Below are 17629 nucleotides of genomic sequence, written 5' to 3' on the forward strand. Positions count from 1 at the left end.
GTATAATTCGTTTTAGTGGCTTATAGAATACTAAGGCGCCAATTTAAGTGTTTTTAATGTGCGCTGCCTAACTTCTAAAAGTAAATCCGTATTCTCTACGAGTGATTGGCCGTAGGAGGGGACCATTTCTTTTAATTTAGTTTGCCACCCATCTGATGCAACACGTTCTGGAAAACTGCGCTGTAAGATATCAATCATGGTGTTGACCGTTGTAGATGCACCAGGAGAAGCTCCTAATAATGCAGCTAAAGATCCGTCTTTTGAAACAATGGCTTCGGTGCCAAACTCCAGTTTTCCACCGCCTTGTTCTCCTTCTTTAATGATCTGAACGCGTTGACCTGCGTAAGCTAGCTTCCAATCCTTGTCTTGTGCATCTGGATAGAAGTTACGTAATGATTCAACTCTGTCTTTATGAGACTGCATGACCTCACCGATCAGGTACCGAGTGAGATCCATATTGTTTTTGCCCACGGATAACATGGGTTTTAAGTTACTCAGTCGGACACTTAAAGGTAAATCCATTACCGAGCCATTTTTTAGGAACTTAGTGGTAAAGCCTGCAAAAGGACCGAACAATAGGACTTTTTTACCGTCAATGATGCGCGTGTCTAAATGCGGGACAGACATTGGTGGCGCGCCAATAGGTGCTGCACCATAGACTTTGGCAAAATGTTTATCGACTACGTCAGGCCTGTCGCAGACCAACCATTGCCCGCTTACCGGAAACCCACCGTAGCCATTGCCTTCTTCAATGCCTGACATTTGCAACAAGGGCAGGGCACCGCCTCCAGCGCCTAAGAAAATAAACTTAGCGTTGGTTGTTTGTTTTTTGCCTTTTTTGTTAGCCACTTCTACAGCCCAAGAGCCATCTTTGTTTTTTGTGATGTCGGTGACAGAAGTGCTGAGCTGAATGTCGACATTTTGTTGCTTAATTAAATGATTTGCCATATTACGGGCAATGGCACCGAAGTTTACATCGGAACCGTGTTGAATTCGGGTTGCCGCGAGTGGCTCATTATCCCCTCTATTTTGCATGATTAAAGGCATCCACTGCGCCAGAGTGTCTCTGTCTTCTGTGTATTCCATTTCGCGAAAAGCGGGTAACGCACTCATTGCTTGGTAGCGTGCTTTTAAGTCGGCAACGTTTTTTTCACCCCAAACAAAGCTTTGGTGAGGGACTTGGTTAATAAACTCAGAAGGTTCTGGAAGAATGTTGTTTTCAACTAAATAAGACCAGTATTGTAAACTGACTTCGAAAGACGCATTAATGTCGACTGCTTTGCTTGTATCGATGCTGCCATCGGGTTTAGTTGACGTATAGTTTAATTCGCAATAGGCTGCGTGTCCCGTACCGGCGTTATTCCAGCCATTTGTACTTTCTTGAGCTATTTGATCCAAACGTTCTACTATAGTAATAGTTAATGTTGGGTCAAGTTGAGTAAGTATCATTCCTAGGGTAGTGCTCATCGCACCGCCCCCAACTAGCAAAATATCAACTGAATTTGAGGTCATAGGGGCTCGCCATGTTAAAGCTAATGTAGTTCAAGTCGCATTTGTTGTAGGGCTTTTGGCCTCTGTTTCAATCAAAGAGAATCCTCTAATTGATCACTCAACAACAAATGTCTCTTTTCAGATTTTTATGTTGTGGTGAATGTCATATTTAAAACAAAGTGTTCTAAAATAATGAGGTTCAGCACATTTTTTAACCGTACAAGAATGGTCTCATAAAAAACGGATCGAATTAGTATGATTATACGTATTTTTTTTAAAATGTCTTGATGGTTACGATGATTTGAATGATTCATGTTCGTTATATAGAGGTTAATGAAGGTATAAATAGAGATAAAATATTTTTTATTTAACTTTTTGTTTTTAAATACTTAATTGGATATTTGATGTGGGATAGTTATAACTTGCTGGATTCAAAGATTAGATGATTTCCAATGGCCTCTTGATCAATGAATGTATAAGTTACATTGATTTGTTGAAAAGAAAAGCTCGATGAATAGGAGAAGGAAAATGAGAGTAGTGAATTTAATGACGGATTCTGTGGTAACGGTGACGATGGATACATCGTTCTCAGACATTCGAAACTTAATGGAAACACATAAAATTCACCATTTACCTGTTCTTGATGGTGAAGACGTAATGGGTATTATTTCTGACCGAGATTTGCTTAGAGTCTTAAGTCCTTTTTTTGGTACGGCGGGGGAGATGCAAAGGGATCTAGATTCTGTTAACAAAGTCGCTCATCAAATTATGACCAGACAGCCTATTTGTGTTACGCCAGATGATTCTGTCGATGTGGTATTAGCATGGTTACAAAGTGTCGATATTTCTTGTGTTTTAGTGGTCGATAAAGAATCTAACCTGAAAGGGATTGTGACTTGGCGTGATTTAATAAAACACGCCAAGTTCAATCTTTAGCTATTTATAATGTAAGTACTTTCAATGGGTATGAGCTTGGTCACCTAAAATGACACTGAGCTCATTTTCAGTAAAATCGTAGGTTTCCGCACAAAATGCACACGTTGTACTAATAGAGCCTTGCTCAATGAGTATTTCGCGTAGTTCGTCTGCATTGATGGATGCCATTGCTTCTAATGTGCGTTGGCGCGAACAAGAACAACCAAACTGCATTTCTTTTGGAGAGTACAAGAGAACCACTTCTTCGTGATATAGGCGGTGAAGAAGCGCTTCAGTTTGCAAGGTTAATAATTCCTCTTGTTTCACGGTAGAAGCAAGATGTGTGATACGTGTCCATGCATCTTTATCTTCATTCTCGTTACTGTCTTGATCTTGTCCCTCTGGTAAACTTTGTAGGAATAGTCCACCGCACGCTGTGCCATCACAGGCTAACCATACACGGCTTGGTAATTGCTCTGATTGTAAAAAATACTGAGCAATGCATTCACTAAGTGTTGATCCTACTAATTCCACGATACCCTGATAGCGTGAACCGTTTTTAGGAGTAATAGTGATAACTAAGTAGCCGTCTTTTAACGCGTCTTGTAAGTCTATTTCGTTTGGAACCGATTGCGTTTCGTCCCATTGTGCAATACCACGTAAATTTTGCAATTCATCGCACTCGGCCATGATAGTTTCTAAGAATCCATTACCTTTTGCCTGCATGGATAAAACACCATCAATTTTCACAATGTCTCGAAGGAGAGCAATGGCTGCAACAAATTCGCCGAGCAGCTTTTCGATTGAAAGTGGGTAGTTTTTACGCTTGATAATATCTTGATAAGCGTCGGTTAAAATTACGCGTTCACCACGAACATTTGTATTATCAAATGAAAAGCGTTGAATTTCGTTCACTGGGTCACCTTACACTTATGTGCGTTTAAATAATGAGTTTTCTGCAAAGGATAATAGGGCGCATTTTACGCTGCTTCTTTTTTTATTGGAACTCTTCTTCAAACCTGTTCAACGATGTTTCCTTATTCTGCATGCATTTTAAGCGCTATTGTTTTGCGAAGTGTATTTTTGTTCTCTTCAGAAAAACTATATTGTGGGCATTTATTGGGAAAAGACACTGTTAAGTTCGGAAAAGGTAAAAAATGGAAGTCAAAAAGTAAAAGCATAAAAATTAAATGCCTTTCTTTGGATTAGCTATTTTGTTTAAGAGTTCAGCACTCTAAAATAGCTTTATTCATTTCCTATTTTATTTGTTAGTGACAGCGAGATAAACGCAAAGCATGATTCAATTTTCTCAAGTAAGTTTACAACGCGGTACTCAGTTTTTATTAGACGATGCTGATTTAACGATTTTTGAAGGTCAGAAAGTCGGTCTTATCGGAGCCAATGGCGCAGGCAAAAGTTCTTTATTTGCAATGGTTCGAGGGGATTTGTTAGCAGATACGGGTGAACTTATTTTACCGGGGCAACGTCGGATTTCTTTTATGGCTCAGGAAGTTGAGGAAACTCAACGTAGTGCCTTAGATTACTGTCTGGATGGCGATGATTGGTTAAGGAAAATTGAAGCGGAAGTTGTCAAAGCCGAAGCAAAAAATGATGCCAATGCTCATGCTCATTGGTTGGGTGAATTTGAGTCTGCTCATGGATACAGTGCTCGCTCACGCGGTGAAACCTTGTTGCAAGGACTTGGCTTTAAGATGGAAGACATGCAGCGTGCCGTTTCAGATTTTTCAGGTGGTTGGAGAATTCGTTTAAACTTGGCGAAAGCCCTGATGTGCCCATCGGACGTTTTGTTATTGGATGAGCCGACTAACCATTTGGATCTAGATGCGGTTATGTGGTTAGAAGGTTGGTTACGTCAGTATCCAGGCACCTTAATTCTTATTTCTCATGATAGGGATTTTTTAGATGCAATTTGTAGTCATATTGTCCATTTGTATAAGAAAAAATTGGTTGTATATAAGGGGAATTACAGCAATTACGAAAAGCAACGTGCAGAGCACCTTGCTCAGCAGCAAGCAACGTTTGAGCGTCAGCAAGTGAAGCGAGCACATTTACAGCAATATGTTGATCGTTTTCGTTATCAAGCCACAAAAGCGAAGCAAGCTCAAAGCCGATTAAAAATGTTAGAGAAAATGGAGTCCATAGGCCCTGCTCATATCGATTCGCCCTTTTCATTTAGTATTCCTTTTGCAGAAAAGACTTCTCAGCAACTCATTCAGTTAACTCATGCTGATTTAGGGTACCAAATTGAAGGTGACGAGCCTAAAGTACAGCTCTCAAATGTGAACTTCGGTATTAGAGATGGACAGAGAATTGGCTTACTTGGGCCAAACGGCGCGGGTAAATCGACTTTGATTAAATCTCTAGTAGGTGACATTTCCAACTTAACAGGAGATAGAGTCTGCGGAGAAAACTTAAAAATAGGGTATTTTTCTCAGCATCAACTCAGTGCATTAGATTTGAATGCTTCGCCATTATTGCATATTCAAAGGCGAACGCCGAAAGTATTGGAAACTGAAATTCGCCGTTACTTGGGCGGTTTTGGCTTTATCGGGGATGATGCATTACGTCCGGTAAAAGGCTTTTCCGGTGGTGAAAAAGCGCGACTGGCGTTATCACTTATTGCATGGACTCAGCCGAACTTATTAATACTGGATGAGCCAACAAATCATTTGGATCTAAATATGCGACAGGCATTAACGGAAGCGTTACAAGTGTTTCCCGGTGCCATTCTTGTTGTTTCCCATGATCGTCATTTATTAAATAGCACAGTAGACGAATTTTATCTTGTGGTTGATAACCATGTATCAGTATTTGATGGTGATTTACCTGCTTACCACTCATGGTTGCAGAATCGTCAACAAGCGATGAACCGATCTGAAAGAGAAAGCACGGCCACATTGGACAAAGTGGATCGCAAAGAAGAGCGCAGAAAAGCCGCTGAGCTTAGAGAGCAATTGAGACCGCTACGCAAAACCTTAGAAAAACACGAAAAAGCGGTGCATACCGCTCAGACAAAACTTGATGGCATTACCGAATTAATGGCAGATGGATCTCTTTATGAAGCAGAGAATAAAGATAAACTTCAGAAACTCCTCGCCGATGAAGCCAGTTGGAAACAAAAACTGGAAGAAAGTGAAGAGGCTTGGTTTGAATCTCAAGAAGCACTGGAAGAAGCCGAATCCGCGTTAAACTAGCTCGGTTTGTCATTTAAACGTCATAAAAAATCGTTATTTTAATCTACAGTTACAGGAGATAAGTATATGTCTTTTCCACTGGTCCGTATGCGTCGTATGCGCAAAGATGACTTCTCCCGTCGTTTAATGCGTGAAAACCGTTTGAATACGGATGATTTAATCTACCCTATGTTTGTTATTGAAGGAGAGAATCAACGAGAAGTGGTCCCGTCTATGCCGGGTGTGGAGAGAGTGTCGTTAGATCAATTGTTGATTGAAGCCGCTGAATTGGTTGAGCTTGGTATTCCTGCAATTGCTTTGTTTCCTGTTGTACCCGCTAAGAAAAAAACCTTAGATGCAGAAGAAGCCTATAATTCAGATGGTTTGGCTCAGCGGGCGGTAAGAGCATTAAAGAATGCATTTCCTGAGTTGGGGGTAATTACGGATGTGGCACTGGACCCTTTTACAACACACGGCCAAGACGGAATTATCGATGAAACGGGTTATGTATTGAATGACATGACCTCGGAAATTTTAGTAAAACAGGCATTGTCCCATGCTGAAGCAGGAGCGGATGTTGTTGCTCCTTCGGATATGATGGATGGCCGTATTGGGGTTATCCGAGAAGCATTAGAGGCTCAAGGTTACATTAATACACGCATTATGGCGTATTCAGCAAAGTACGCATCGGCGTATTATGGCCCTTTTAGAGAGGCGGTTGGTTCAAGTGCTAATCTAGGTAAAAGCGATAAATTTAATTATCAAATGGACTCTGCTAATTCTGATGAAGCCATTCGTGAGGTTTTATTAGATATTGAAGAGGGGGCTGATATGGTTATGGTGAAGCCTGGTATGCCATATTTAGACATTATTCGTAGAGTAAAAACAGAATTGGCTGTGCCAACATTTGCCTATCAAGTAAGCGGTGAGTACGCAATGCAAATGGCTGCGTTTCAACAGGGCTGGTTAGATAAAGACAGCGTTATGCTGGAATCACTGCTTGCATTTAAGCGAGCTGGGGCGGATGGTATTTTGACTTATTTCGCTAAAGATGCCGCTTATTTATTAAGAAAATCAACGGGGTAGAGTTATAGTATTAATAGCAGGTGCCGTGATTAAGCACCGCTTTGTATAATAATTTTTAGGGTTGGTGTGTTTACCAATAACATCGTGACATTTTTTGAATTATTAAATTGGGAGTAAAGTAAGCTCATGTCAGAGTTACCAGCGTCAGAACCAGTAGTAAAAGAAACAAAAGCAACCGTTGTAATAAAAGACTCGGATGAGCTGGTATTGGAAACTATACCTGAGCAACCCACTGCTCCTAGTCACGTTGCTATTGAAGCACGCAGCCCTGAAAAAATTAATTTGAACGATCCTGAGCTGTATTTTAATAGAGAACTGAGCCATTTAGAATTCAACATGCGGGTGTTGGAGCAAGCCATGGATGAAAATCATCCTATTCTGAATCGCCTTATGTTCTTGTGTATTTTTAGTAGCAATATGGACGAGTTTTTTGAAATTCGCGTTGCGGGATTAAAGAGCCAACTTGAATACAGTCGTGAAAAGAACGGTCCAGATGGGTTGCATCCAAAGGACGTGCTACGTCAAATTGGCGAGCAAGCCCACCAATTGGTACGTCGTCAATATCGTATTTTAAATGACATTATTTTCCCTAAATTGGCTGAAAATGGTGTTAATTTTATTCGACGTAGTGAATGGACTGATGAGCAAGCTTCATGGGTAAAACATTACTTTAGAGATAATGTTCTGCCTATCATCAGCCCTGTTGGTTTAGATCCTGCTCATCCCTTTCCTCGACTTGCGAACAAAACATTTAATTTTGTGGTTGAGTTAGAAGGGCGTGATGCTTTTGGTCGTGAAAATGGTCTCGCCATTGTGCCGGCTCCTAGTTCATTACCACGATTGATTCGTTTACCTGACGATGTCTGCGACGAAGGCGATAATCTGGTCTTTTTGTCTTCCATTATTCATGCTCATGCTGATCAATTATTCCCTGGCATGACGGTTAAAGGGTGCTATCAATTTCGTTTAACGCGTAATGCTGATTTGGAAGTGGACTCGGATGATATTGGCGTTGATTTAGCGGGTGCATTAAGAACCGAATTACAAAGTCGTCATTATGGCAGTTCGGTTCGATTGGAAATTGCAGACAATTGCCCAAATGAAGTAGTCGCTTCTTTATTAAAGCAGTTTGATTTGAATGAAGTCGATTTGTATAAAATCGATGGACCTGTCAATTTAAGTCGATTGATGGCTGTTTTGGAGATGGTTGATCGACCTGAATTATTGTATTCCCCTTTTTCTCCGGGATTACCAAGAAAGTTGGCTGGTGGTAGTGATATTTTTGAAGCAATTCGCGCTCGTGATTATTTGCTTATGCACCCTTTTGAAAGCTTTGCTCCCGTGGTGGATTTTCTGACGAATGCAGCGAAAGATCCAAATGTGGTGGCGATTCGTCAAACTTTGTACCGAACTGGCTCTCGTTCACCGATAGCTAATGCACTTGTAGATGCGGCAAGAAATGGCAAAGAAGTGACTGTGGTTATAGAGCTAAGAGCGCGTTTTGATGAGGCAGAAAACCTAGCATTAGCCAGTCGATTACAAGACGCGGGCGCGGTAGTTGTTTATGGTGTGGTACGTCATAAAACGCACGCAAAAATGATTCTTATTGTGCGTCGAGAAGGTCATGTACTGTCTCGTTATGTGCATCTAGGGACGGGTAACTATCATGCAGGTAATGCTCGTTTGTATACCGATTACAGCTTTCTAACCAGTGATCCAGCGATTGGAGAGGATGTTCATAAAGTTTTCCAGCAATTGACGGGAATGAGTAAAGAGCTAAAGGTAAAAAAACTGCTCCATGCTCCTTTCACTTTAAGAGATCGTTTATTGGATATGGTTCAACGGGAAGCAGAAAATGCCCGTAATGGCGATCCGTCTCGTATTATCATCAAGGTTAATTCGTTAACCGAACAGCGTTTAATACAAGCCTTATATAAAGCTTCTCAAGCGGGCGTAAAAATCGATTTGATCGTACGGGGTATTTGTACCTTAAGGCCGGGAGTGAAAGGCGTGTCGTCTAATATTCGTGTCCGCTCCATCATTGGCCGCTTCTTAGAGCATACGCGGGTGTATTACTTTTTTAATAATCGAAACCCACTTGTGTATTTGTCTAGTGCGGATGGGATGGATCGTAACTTGAACAATCGAATTGAAGTTGCGTTTCCTCTACAGGATCAGAAGTTGGCGAGAAGGGTTAAAAAGGAGCTAGAATGTTATTTGTCTGACAATACTCAAAGCTGGGTATTGCAAAGTGATGGAAGTTATCAACTGAGTAAACCTCGTAAAGACGATTATAGAAGTGCTCAGCGAACGTTGCTAAAAGAATTGGCTGACAGTAATCGAAAATAAGCTTAATCACTTGTTACACTATTAGATGATGATAGCGTTTAAAAAGCCTCTTACTTGATCGCGGTAATAACGCCGAGTAAGAGGTTTTCTGTTTTTTGAAGAATGTTAAAGCTTAACTAAAGGTGAGTTGGTAACCTTCTACTGCAAGATAATCTGCTTCTTGCTGTAACGTTGCCTCTGTTAGTGGTCTTGATTTCAGCCAATCTGGTAGAAACTCGATTTTTAACGTTTTGCCTTCTGCTTGCAAGTTGAAAATTGGCATGTCACCCTTTTTTCTATCGTGGTGCATAACAATGGCAAGCCGCAATAAAATAGCCAATTTGTCTAATTCTAATTGATCACTTTTGGTAAAGCGGTAAACAAAAGATTGACTGAATTTTCTTCTGTGACGTAATACTAGCATAGCAAGTGCTTGTTGCTCTTGCTGAGAAAAACCGGGAAGATCTGACTCACTTAGAATATAGGCTCCGTGTTTGTGGTATTTACTGTGTGAAATGCCAATGCCAACTTCGTGCACTAATGCACTCCATCTTAATAAATCTTCAACGGAGACACTTTTGAGATTCCAGTCATCTTTTACCTGAGCCAGTGCCGATAAGGCGGTATGTGTGACTAGTTTAGATTGCTGCTTATCAATATGGTATTGGTTCAAAATATATTGAATGGTGCTTTCACGGATATCGGATCCAGCATATCGCCCTACAATGTCGTATAGTACGCCTTCACGTAATGCACCGTTTGAGAAGTCCATTTGTTTAATGTCAAAACACTCAAAGACGGCCGTTAGAATGGCAATACCTGCTGCAAACGTTGATTTACGTTCAGGTTTGAGCCCAATTAGATTGATGTTGTCGCAGTGACCAGCCTCTAAAAGGGACTTTTGAATCATTTTCAGGGCTTTGGGTGTAATACCCTTTTTACTCCAAGTGTTCTCTTTAATAATGTTATAGGCCGCTTTAATCGTGCCTGAAGAGCCGATAGCAACGTCCCAGTCTTCACCTAGGTAGTCGTCTTGAATGCCGAGTAATTCTAATCTGGCTGCGGTGACGGCCCTTTGGAAATTGGATTTGTTTATGTTGCCATTCGCAAAGAAGCGCTGGCGGAAGCTCACGCAACCCATGTGCAGGCTGTCAGTTAAAATCGGTTTGTGTTGCCGGCCAATAATAAGCTCAGTACTGCCCCCCCCAATATCGATTACTAAGCGTTTTTGATCCCCATGATCCATAGTGTTCGATACACCAACATAAATTAGTCGAGCTTCTTCTCGACCTGCAATAATCTCCACTGGGTGAGAGATGATATCCATTGCTTTACCGATAAAATTGTAGCGATTGCTGGCCACTCTTAATGCATTTGTACCGACAATACGAACTGAGCCAAGGGGCATATCTTCGATAATTTGAGCAAAACGGGCTAAGCAATCCAGTCCTCTTTGTTCTGCTTCTTCATTTAAAACGCCCTTTTTTAAACCTGCCGCCAATTGGACTTTTTCACCATATTCATTGGTTATACGCAGTTGACCATGATTGATTTGCGCGATGACCATGTGAAAACTATTTGATCCTAAATCGATAGCCGCAATTTTTTCGAAAGGTAAATCATGAGTTTGTTGCTGAAAGAGAGATTGCATTCATTAAGCCTTTGCCAGTCGTCGAATAATCGCAAGGGTATCTCAGAATCTTGGGAAAGTCATGAATTTGACGTGTGATCAAAAAAATAGCAAAAAATTACAAATTCCTGCTTTTCCCTATAGACCTTAAGGAAAAGTCGAATTATAGTAGGGTCGTCTGAGTTAAATGCGATTAAAAATCTTATTGTGTTTCTACACTGATTAACAAAGACTCCAATCAAATCGTTACGACTACTTAGACTTAATTATCGACAGTTAGCTTTCTTTGCAACTTTTTAATAAGATAATTTATCAAGGCTATATATGGATTTTCTCGTCTAGTTGCCGTTACATTATTGCTTCAAGAAAAGACTATACATTTATTCACATTAACGTATTTATTTGAAGAGTAGACCCGTCCATTGTCCCCTAATGAGCAAACGCAAAATCCGTTTATGAACCTTACCGAATTAAAACAGAACTCAGTACAAGAACTATTAGACATTGCAGCAGAGATGGGCCTTGATAATATTGCCCGTTCTCGTAAACAAGATGTGATTTTTGCTATCTTAAAACGTCGTGCTAAAGGTGGTGAAGATATTTATGGCGATGGTATTTTAGAAATTCTGCAAGACGGCTTTGGCTTTCTACGTTCCCCTGATAGTTCTTATCTTGCAGGCCCTGACGATATCTATGTTTCTCCAAGTCAGATTCGCCGATTTAACTTACGTACTGGTGATACGATTTCTGGAAAAATCAGACCGCCTAAAGATGGTGAGCGCTATTTTGCATTGTTAAAAGTTAATGAGATTAATTTTGACAAGCCTGAAAGCGTACGCAACAAGATTTTATTCGAAAATTTGACGCCATTATTCCCCGATCAACGTTTGTTGATGGAGGCTGGGAATGGATCAACTGAAGACGTTACATCCCGTATTATCGACTTGGTTGCACCAATGGGATTGGGCCAACGTGCTTTGGTGGTATCACCGCCGAAAGCGGGTAAAACCTTCATGTTACAAAATATCGCTAATGCGATCACTCGTAACTCTCCAGATTGCCATTTGATTGTTTTACTTATAGATGAACGTCCGGAAGAAGTAACAGAAATGACACGTACTGTTCGTGGCGAAGTTGTTGCCTCTACGTTTGATGAACCACCAAGCCGTCACGTACAAGTGGCTGAAATGGTTATCGAAAAAGCAAAACGTCTTGTTGAGCATAAACGTGATGTTGTTATTCTATTAGATTCGATTACTCGTCTCGCTAGAGCATACAATACGGTCATTCCTTCCTCTGGTAAGGTATTAACAGGTGGTGTTGATGCGAATGCACTAGAACGTCCAAAACGCTTCTTTGGTGCGGCTCGTAACATTGAAGAAGGCGGCAGTTTAACCATTATTGCAACAGCATTGGTTGATACTGGCTCTAAAATGGACGAAGTTATTTTTGAGGAATTCAAAGGCACAGGTAACAGTGAGCTTCATTTGGATCGTAAAATAGCTGAGAAACGCACTTTCCCTGCAATTAATATTCGCCGTTCAGGTACTCGTCGCGAAGACTTATTGACTTCAGAAGATGAACTGCAACGTATGTGGATTTTGCGTAAGCTACTGAATCCAATGGAAGACGTTGCTGCAACGGAGTTTCTAATAGATCGTTTGAAAGTCACAAAAACAAATGATGACTTCTTTGAATCTATGAAGGGCAAAGGTAAGTAGTTAAGCACGTTGTCTAAAAAAGCCACTTTATGAGTGGCTTTTTTGTATTTGTAATAATGATTTAACGTTAATACATTTCTTGATCATGTTATTTCTTGCGTTTTGATGCTCACTTTTAGACAGAGGTTAGTAGATTGGAGATAAGTAGATCAGAGGTAAGCAGATAAACTAGTTTTGGAGTTATGGTGTGAAAGATGTAATGGCCCAAGTGGGTACGATTGAACTAATTAATCAAAACGTTTACCAAGTAACATTAAAGGTTGAAAATCAGCGTTTTATTGCTGGACAGTATTTGATGATAGTGTTGCCAACAGGAGAGGCGGTTCCTTATTCTATTGGTAGTGCACCACACGAATTACCGGAACTCACTTTGTACATTTTGGTTGATGACGAAGCATCACTTGCTTATAAAGTCATTGAGTTTTTGAAAGGGCAAACGGACATTACCATTCAAATGCCAAGAGGAGACAGCCACATAGAGTCGTCTCTTATTACTTCTGAAGTGGATCATATTTTATTACTTGCGGGTGGAACAGGCTTTTCACAAATCAAAAGCATTTATGATCATTTAAAGCATCAAAACTATTCGGGGAAAGTGTCTTTTTATTGGGGGTTACGAACACCTGAAGACGTTTTCCAAAAAGCATGGATTGAAGGCATGTCGAACGTAGAGTCTGATTTTAGTATCGATGTTATTGTTAACGAACCCAATGATACATGGCATGGTCGTATTGGTTGGTTGTATCAAGCAATTCAATCGGATCATGCGGACTTAAGTAACTGTGTTGCGTTTATCAGCGGCTCCGTTCAAATGGTGTATGGGACAATAGATCAATTGAAGGCTCAAGGTTTGCAAGATGCGCAGTGCACATCGGATGTTTTTGCTTATGCTCCTCGCCCTTAAATGGCGTCGATTAAAACATAAAACAGTGAATACAGAGACATAATCAGAATACTCTTACCGTTTCATTCATTTATTGGTATGCCTCATAGAAATCCCTCCCCTTTTTATTGTCCACTCTTATTTTGAGTTATGTCTTGATAGGCTGAATTTCAGTATTGTTTAGATCACATTTCTAAAAATAAAGGAATGAGGGTGGGGGTAAGTAGGCTCATAATAAAACCACTAGCGATGCAGATAGGGATCACTTCTGCACTGTGGAATCGACTTAGCATAGGCAAAGTGAAGTCCATGGCCGTTGCGCCTGAAAACCCAATCGAAAGGTGAGTACTGACTCTTGAAAAAATAGGAATAAGCATCAGCGTTAGAATTTCACGGCTTAAGTCTAATAAAAAAGCGGTAGTTCCTAGAACTGGGTTGCCAAGCCCTGTAATTAAAATCCCCGATAAACTGTACCAACCAAACCCAGATACTACAGCCAATCCTTGTTGCCACGGTATGTTTATCATAATTGCGGTGGTTAATCCTGCGAGCAATGTACTAAAAACCGCCACACTGGCAATGATAACTCCCTGGCTGTTTAGAAAAAGCTTGCGTAAGCGATAATGACCTTGACGTAATTGACAACCAATTAAGAAAAGCAAAACGTACAGTAATACCATTACCAAGCTGTCTATATGAGGAGATAGGTTAGCAAAAAAGTACCCTAAGATACTGCCAATCAACACCCAACCAATGGTTTTTATGGCTTCACTCAAAATAGCCCAACTTAGCACATTGGTTGTAGCGTCTTTTTGGTTTGCTTTTAGGTCAGCTTTTTGGTTATAAAGGGCTTTGTCAGCAAAATAGCGACCAGATACAAAAAGCGCCAACCAACTAAAAAGACAAATCATAACGAAGAACACAACCGCTTGTTTTCCTGCGATAAAAAGCTTTTCTGAAAAATTTTCCAAAGCACCCAAGCTAAAGCCAATAAGAGCAAGAATCAAATACGTGAGGTAATTTAATAGCTTGCTGACTCTTAATGGAGTTAATGGTGTGACATTAATCCAATAACCGACTAACAATGCTAATAATAAGGGACCCAGTGTTGAAAGTACGGTCATAAGGCGTGAAAAATCCTTTTAGTCAAATAGGTTATAGAGCATGCATTCTGTTCGTATAAAGAGTTAATAGCAAGATGATAGTCGATTTTAAAGAAGTTTGTTCAGAGTAGGGTAAATTCAGATTAAAGCTGGATTATCTCAAGTAAAGTGCTACATTGTAGGCCGTTTTTTTATGTGTAAGGGAATGTATTTATGTTAAAAAGATGGCCAAATTTAAGAGAAGTGCTCTTCTTATTGTTCCCTATGGTGTTAACCATGACTTTGGAGCTTTCTATTGGTTTGGTGGATACGCTTATGTTGGGTCGCTATGACGCCTATCATTTAGCGGCAGTTGGGCTGGCATCAAGCTTATGGCTTCCTATAGGCTGCTTCTTAATTGGTATGTCTTTTGGTTTAACGCCTTTAATTACGAGACATCTGCATGGAAAGCAAATCAGATTAGTGAACATTTACATGTCACAAGCTGTGGGAGTGTGTTTTTTTCTTGGTTTGGCGGCTATTCTTTTAGTTGCTTTTGTCGCACCTCTGGTTGTTCCTTATATGGCAACAGAGCAAGTTACGAGAGAGGTCACCATCGGTTATTTATGGCTGATATCACCAGTCATTCCCATGCTTGGAATGATGACGGCTTATAAAAACTTGTATGAGTCGGCAGGTAGACCACACTTTCCAATGCTGGTGGCGTTTATTAGCTTATTGTTGAACATATTTTTCAATTATGTGCTGATTTTTGGTAATTTTGGCTTTCCTGAAATGGGTGCAGAAGGGGCGGCTATCGCGTCTAGTCTATCCGTATGGTTATCGGTGCTTTATTTCTTTATTTACGATCGATTTATTAATAAACGCCCTTTGTTTACTAAGCTGGTGCTTCCCTATGTAAGAAAGTGTGGATTGTTACTAAGTGTGGGTGTTCCTGCTGGTTTTGCTTTTTCATTTGAAGTGGCTCTGTTTTCTTCTCTAATGTGGCTCATTTCTTCTTTTGGAGATTATGCTCTAGGTGCGGGGCAAATCATTATGTCCTATACCTCGATTCTATTTACTCCTATGATGGCGATGAGCGCTGTTACTGCCATTGTCATTGCGAAGGCATTGGCAAATGAAGGCGTTAATGGTGTTAGGCAAAGAATGAAGGTCATCGTTGGTCTTGGTATGGGGTATTTTTTTCTCTGTTTTACGATCACTCAAGTGTTCAATGATGAAATACCTTTTCTGTATACGGCAAACAGTGAGGTTGCAATTATGGCGGCCAATATTCTAGTGGTAACGGCATTTTATCAATTCTCTGATGTATTACAGACGGTATTCACAGGGGCGTTAAGAGGTTTTCGTGATACGCGTTTTTCAATGATTGCCTTCGGTGTGTCTTTGTTTGGATTAAGTATGCCGCTAGGATATTGGCTGTCACATTACAGCCCTTGGGCCGATACGATTGGTGTGTTGGGGTTTTATATGGGGCTTTTCGCTGGACTAACCTTATTGTCTGCTCTGTTAATACTTCGCTTTCGGTTTGTTTATAAAAGAGCGCAAACACGGTTAATTACGAAAGAAAATAACGCAGTGGCTGCGGCTTGAAGTAAGCTCAAAGCGGCTCAATTAAGCTGCTGTTTCAATAGGTTTAAAACATTAACCGTCTTTAAATAGCTGCACATTGAGCCGTCTTGTTTGTGTGCTGTATTGGAGCTTAAAGTGATAAGGTGAATTTGCTTGCTTGTTTTAATAGTGCGTCAATATTGATATGTTCTTCACACGATTTAGCAAGGCGCTCAATTTCTGCGTTTCTATAAAGGTCGTAATTGAATGGGGAAATATTTTTCAATCCGGCCCATTTTAATAAACTTTCTAATGCGTCTGGGTGATCGAATAAACCGTGTAAATAACTGCCAATAATTTGACCATCTTCACTGATATAGCCTTCTAGTTGGCCGCATTCTAATGTTGAAAAAGGTTCATAAGGCTGATGGTGAGTCGAAACGCCTGAATGAATTTCGTAGCCAGTAATGTGGCTTTTTGATAGCCAAGGAGAATGTTTATTTATTTCTCCTTGTTGTAAGCTAAGTTGCTTTTCGTTCTCAAGTTTGGTTGTCATAGGGATAAAGTTGAACCCATCGATTTCTGAAGCGGTATTGTTTTCTAACCCCAACGGATCGTTAAGAGATTGGCCTAACATTTGGTAACCACCGCAAATACCTAATACTTTGCCACCATAACGTAGGTGCTTATTTAAGTGAGCCTCCCAGCCTTGTTCTTTCAAATAGGTTAAATCGGACTGGACGCTTTTGCTACCGGGGAGAATAATAAGATCGGCTGGTGGTATTGGTTGATTTGCGTTGACGAGTGTAACGTGAACTTGAGGGTGTAAATTTAAAGGGTCCCAATCTGTGTGGTTACTGACTCTTGGAGTGATTGGAATAACAACTCGTAACGTTTCAGTGGGGGAATTGAGCAAAGGTCCAGCATCTTGGTTGTGTTGAGTAACCGCATCTTCAGATTCAAGATAGAAACCTTTTAAATAGGGCAAGACGCCAAGTACGGTTTTGCCTGTTTTTTTTTCAAGCCAATCCAAGCCAGATTGCAACAGGGATAAATCGCCACGAAATCGATTAATAACAAAGCCGATCACTCGATCTTGTTCTGACTGGCTGAGCAGTTCTAATGTCCCAACTAAATGCGCAAATACGCCGCCTTTATCTATGTCAGCAATAATAATTACAGGGCAGTTTACACTCTCAGCAAACCCCATATTGGCGATATCACGCGAACGAAGATTTATTTCAGCAGGGCTACCAGCTCCTTCAACCAATACCCAATCGTATTGATCACATAAACGAGAAAAAGACTGAAGTGACGCTTTTTTCGCGATGAGTTTGTATTCGTGATAACCCACCGCATTCATATTGCCAATGGCTTTGCCTTGAATAATGACTTGAGCACCCGTATCGGTATTTGGCTTTAACAAAATGGGACTCATATCCACGTGAGGCCCAATTCCAGCGGCATAAGCTTGAACTGCTTGTGCTCTCCCTATTTCACCACCTTCTGGAGTAACGGCGCTATTCAGTGCCATATTTTGAGGCTTAAAAGGCGCAACTGACATGCCGCGCCTTTTCAATAATCGACACAGTGCTGTGACTAACGTACTTTTTCCTGCATCTGAGGTAGTGCCTTGAACCATTAAACATTTTGAAGACATGAATAGATATCACTGTTAATTACATTAAGATGGTAGAATTCTACCTGAATATTTCCTCTAACACGGT

General features: G+C 40.6%; 12 protein-coding genes. 7 read left to right on the forward strand and 5 right to left on the reverse strand.

Annotated features, from left to right (window positions below):
- Positions 1-30 precede the first annotated feature (30 nt).
- A complete protein-coding gene (gene mqo / locus ACMUMJ_RS08830; protein ID WP_414678462.1) occupies positions 31-1512 on the reverse strand; it encodes a malate dehydrogenase (quinone) in 1482 nt (493 codons plus the stop codon).
- A 507-nt stretch (positions 1513-2019) separates the two neighbouring features.
- On the opposite strand from mqo, the gene ACMUMJ_RS08835 reads away from it, so the two are divergent.
- Positions 2020-2427 carry a CBS domain-containing protein gene (locus ACMUMJ_RS08835; protein ID WP_414678463.1) on the forward strand — a complete coding sequence of 136 codons (408 nt, stop codon included), beginning with the start codon at positions 2020-2022 and terminating at the stop codon, positions 2425-2427.
- A 21-nt stretch (positions 2428-2448) separates the two neighbouring features.
- Here the strand turns inward: ACMUMJ_RS08835 and hslO are convergent, their stop codons facing one another.
- On the reverse strand, positions 2449-3321 hold the full coding sequence (hslO, locus tag ACMUMJ_RS08840) for an Hsp33 family molecular chaperone HslO (protein WP_414678464.1): 873 nt from the start codon (positions 3319-3321) through the stop codon (positions 2449-2451).
- A 380-nt stretch (positions 3322-3701) separates the two neighbouring features.
- Here hslO and ACMUMJ_RS08845 point away from each other — a divergent pair, with 380 nt between their 5' ends.
- The 3 genes from ACMUMJ_RS08845 (at position 3702) to ppk1 (ending at position 9035) form a co-directional block, all read left to right on the forward strand.
- A complete protein-coding gene (locus ACMUMJ_RS08845; RefSeq protein ID WP_414678465.1) occupies positions 3702-5621 on the forward strand; it encodes an ATP-binding cassette domain-containing protein in 1920 nt (639 codons plus the stop codon).
- A 66-nt stretch (positions 5622-5687) separates the two neighbouring features.
- The gene (gene hemB, locus ACMUMJ_RS08850; RefSeq protein ID WP_414678466.1) at positions 5688-6686 is read left to right on the forward strand and encodes a porphobilinogen synthase; all 999 of its coding nucleotides are present in this window, start codon (positions 5688-5690) and stop codon (positions 6684-6686) included.
- A 126-nt stretch (positions 6687-6812) separates the two neighbouring features.
- Complete coding sequence (ppk1, locus tag ACMUMJ_RS08855) at positions 6813-9035, forward strand: polyphosphate kinase 1 (protein ID WP_414678467.1); 2223 nt, start codon at positions 6813-6815, stop codon at positions 9033-9035.
- A 112-nt stretch (positions 9036-9147) separates the two neighbouring features.
- Here ppk1 and ppx read toward each other — a convergent pair whose 3' ends face one another.
- The gene (gene ppx / locus ACMUMJ_RS08860) at positions 9148-10665 is read right to left on the reverse strand and encodes an exopolyphosphatase (protein ID WP_414678468.1); all 1518 of its coding nucleotides are present in this window, start codon (positions 10663-10665) and stop codon (positions 9148-9150) included.
- A 434-nt stretch (positions 10666-11099) separates the two neighbouring features.
- Here ppx and rho point away from each other — a divergent pair, with 434 nt between their 5' ends.
- Both rho and ACMUMJ_RS08870 read left to right on the forward strand, forming a co-directional pair.
- Positions 11100-12365, forward strand: coding sequence for a transcription termination factor Rho (rho, locus tag ACMUMJ_RS08865; RefSeq protein WP_414678526.1), 1266 nt, complete (start codon positions 11100-11102; stop codon positions 12363-12365).
- 187 nt (positions 12366-12552) lie between these two features.
- Positions 12553-13269, forward strand: a complete 717-nt coding sequence (locus ACMUMJ_RS08870; RefSeq protein ID WP_414678469.1) for a ferredoxin reductase domain-containing protein — start codon at positions 12553-12555, stop codon at positions 13267-13269.
- Between the two features lie 164 nt (positions 13270-13433).
- Here the strand turns inward: ACMUMJ_RS08870 and ACMUMJ_RS08875 are convergent, their stop codons facing one another.
- Positions 13434-14372 carry a LysO family transporter gene (locus ACMUMJ_RS08875; RefSeq protein WP_414678470.1) on the reverse strand — a complete coding sequence of 313 codons (939 nt, stop codon included), beginning with the start codon at positions 14370-14372 and terminating at the stop codon, positions 13434-13436.
- A gap of 192 nt (positions 14373-14564) precedes the next feature.
- On the opposite strand from ACMUMJ_RS08875, the gene ACMUMJ_RS08880 reads away from it, so the two are divergent.
- Complete coding sequence (locus ACMUMJ_RS08880; protein WP_414678471.1) at positions 14565-15944, forward strand: MATE family efflux transporter; 1380 nt, start codon at positions 14565-14567, stop codon at positions 15942-15944.
- A 109-nt stretch (positions 15945-16053) separates the two neighbouring features.
- On the opposite strand, the gene ACMUMJ_RS08885 is transcribed toward ACMUMJ_RS08880, so the two are convergent.
- Complete coding sequence (locus ACMUMJ_RS08885; RefSeq protein WP_414678472.1) at positions 16054-17562, reverse strand: cobyric acid synthase; 1509 nt, start codon at positions 17560-17562, stop codon at positions 16054-16056.
- Positions 17563-17629: the final 67 nt, after the last annotated feature.

The sequence above is a fragment of the Marinomonas phycocola genome, assembly GCF_047525455.1.
Lineage (GTDB): Bacteria > Pseudomonadota > Gammaproteobacteria > Pseudomonadales > Marinomonadaceae > Marinomonas.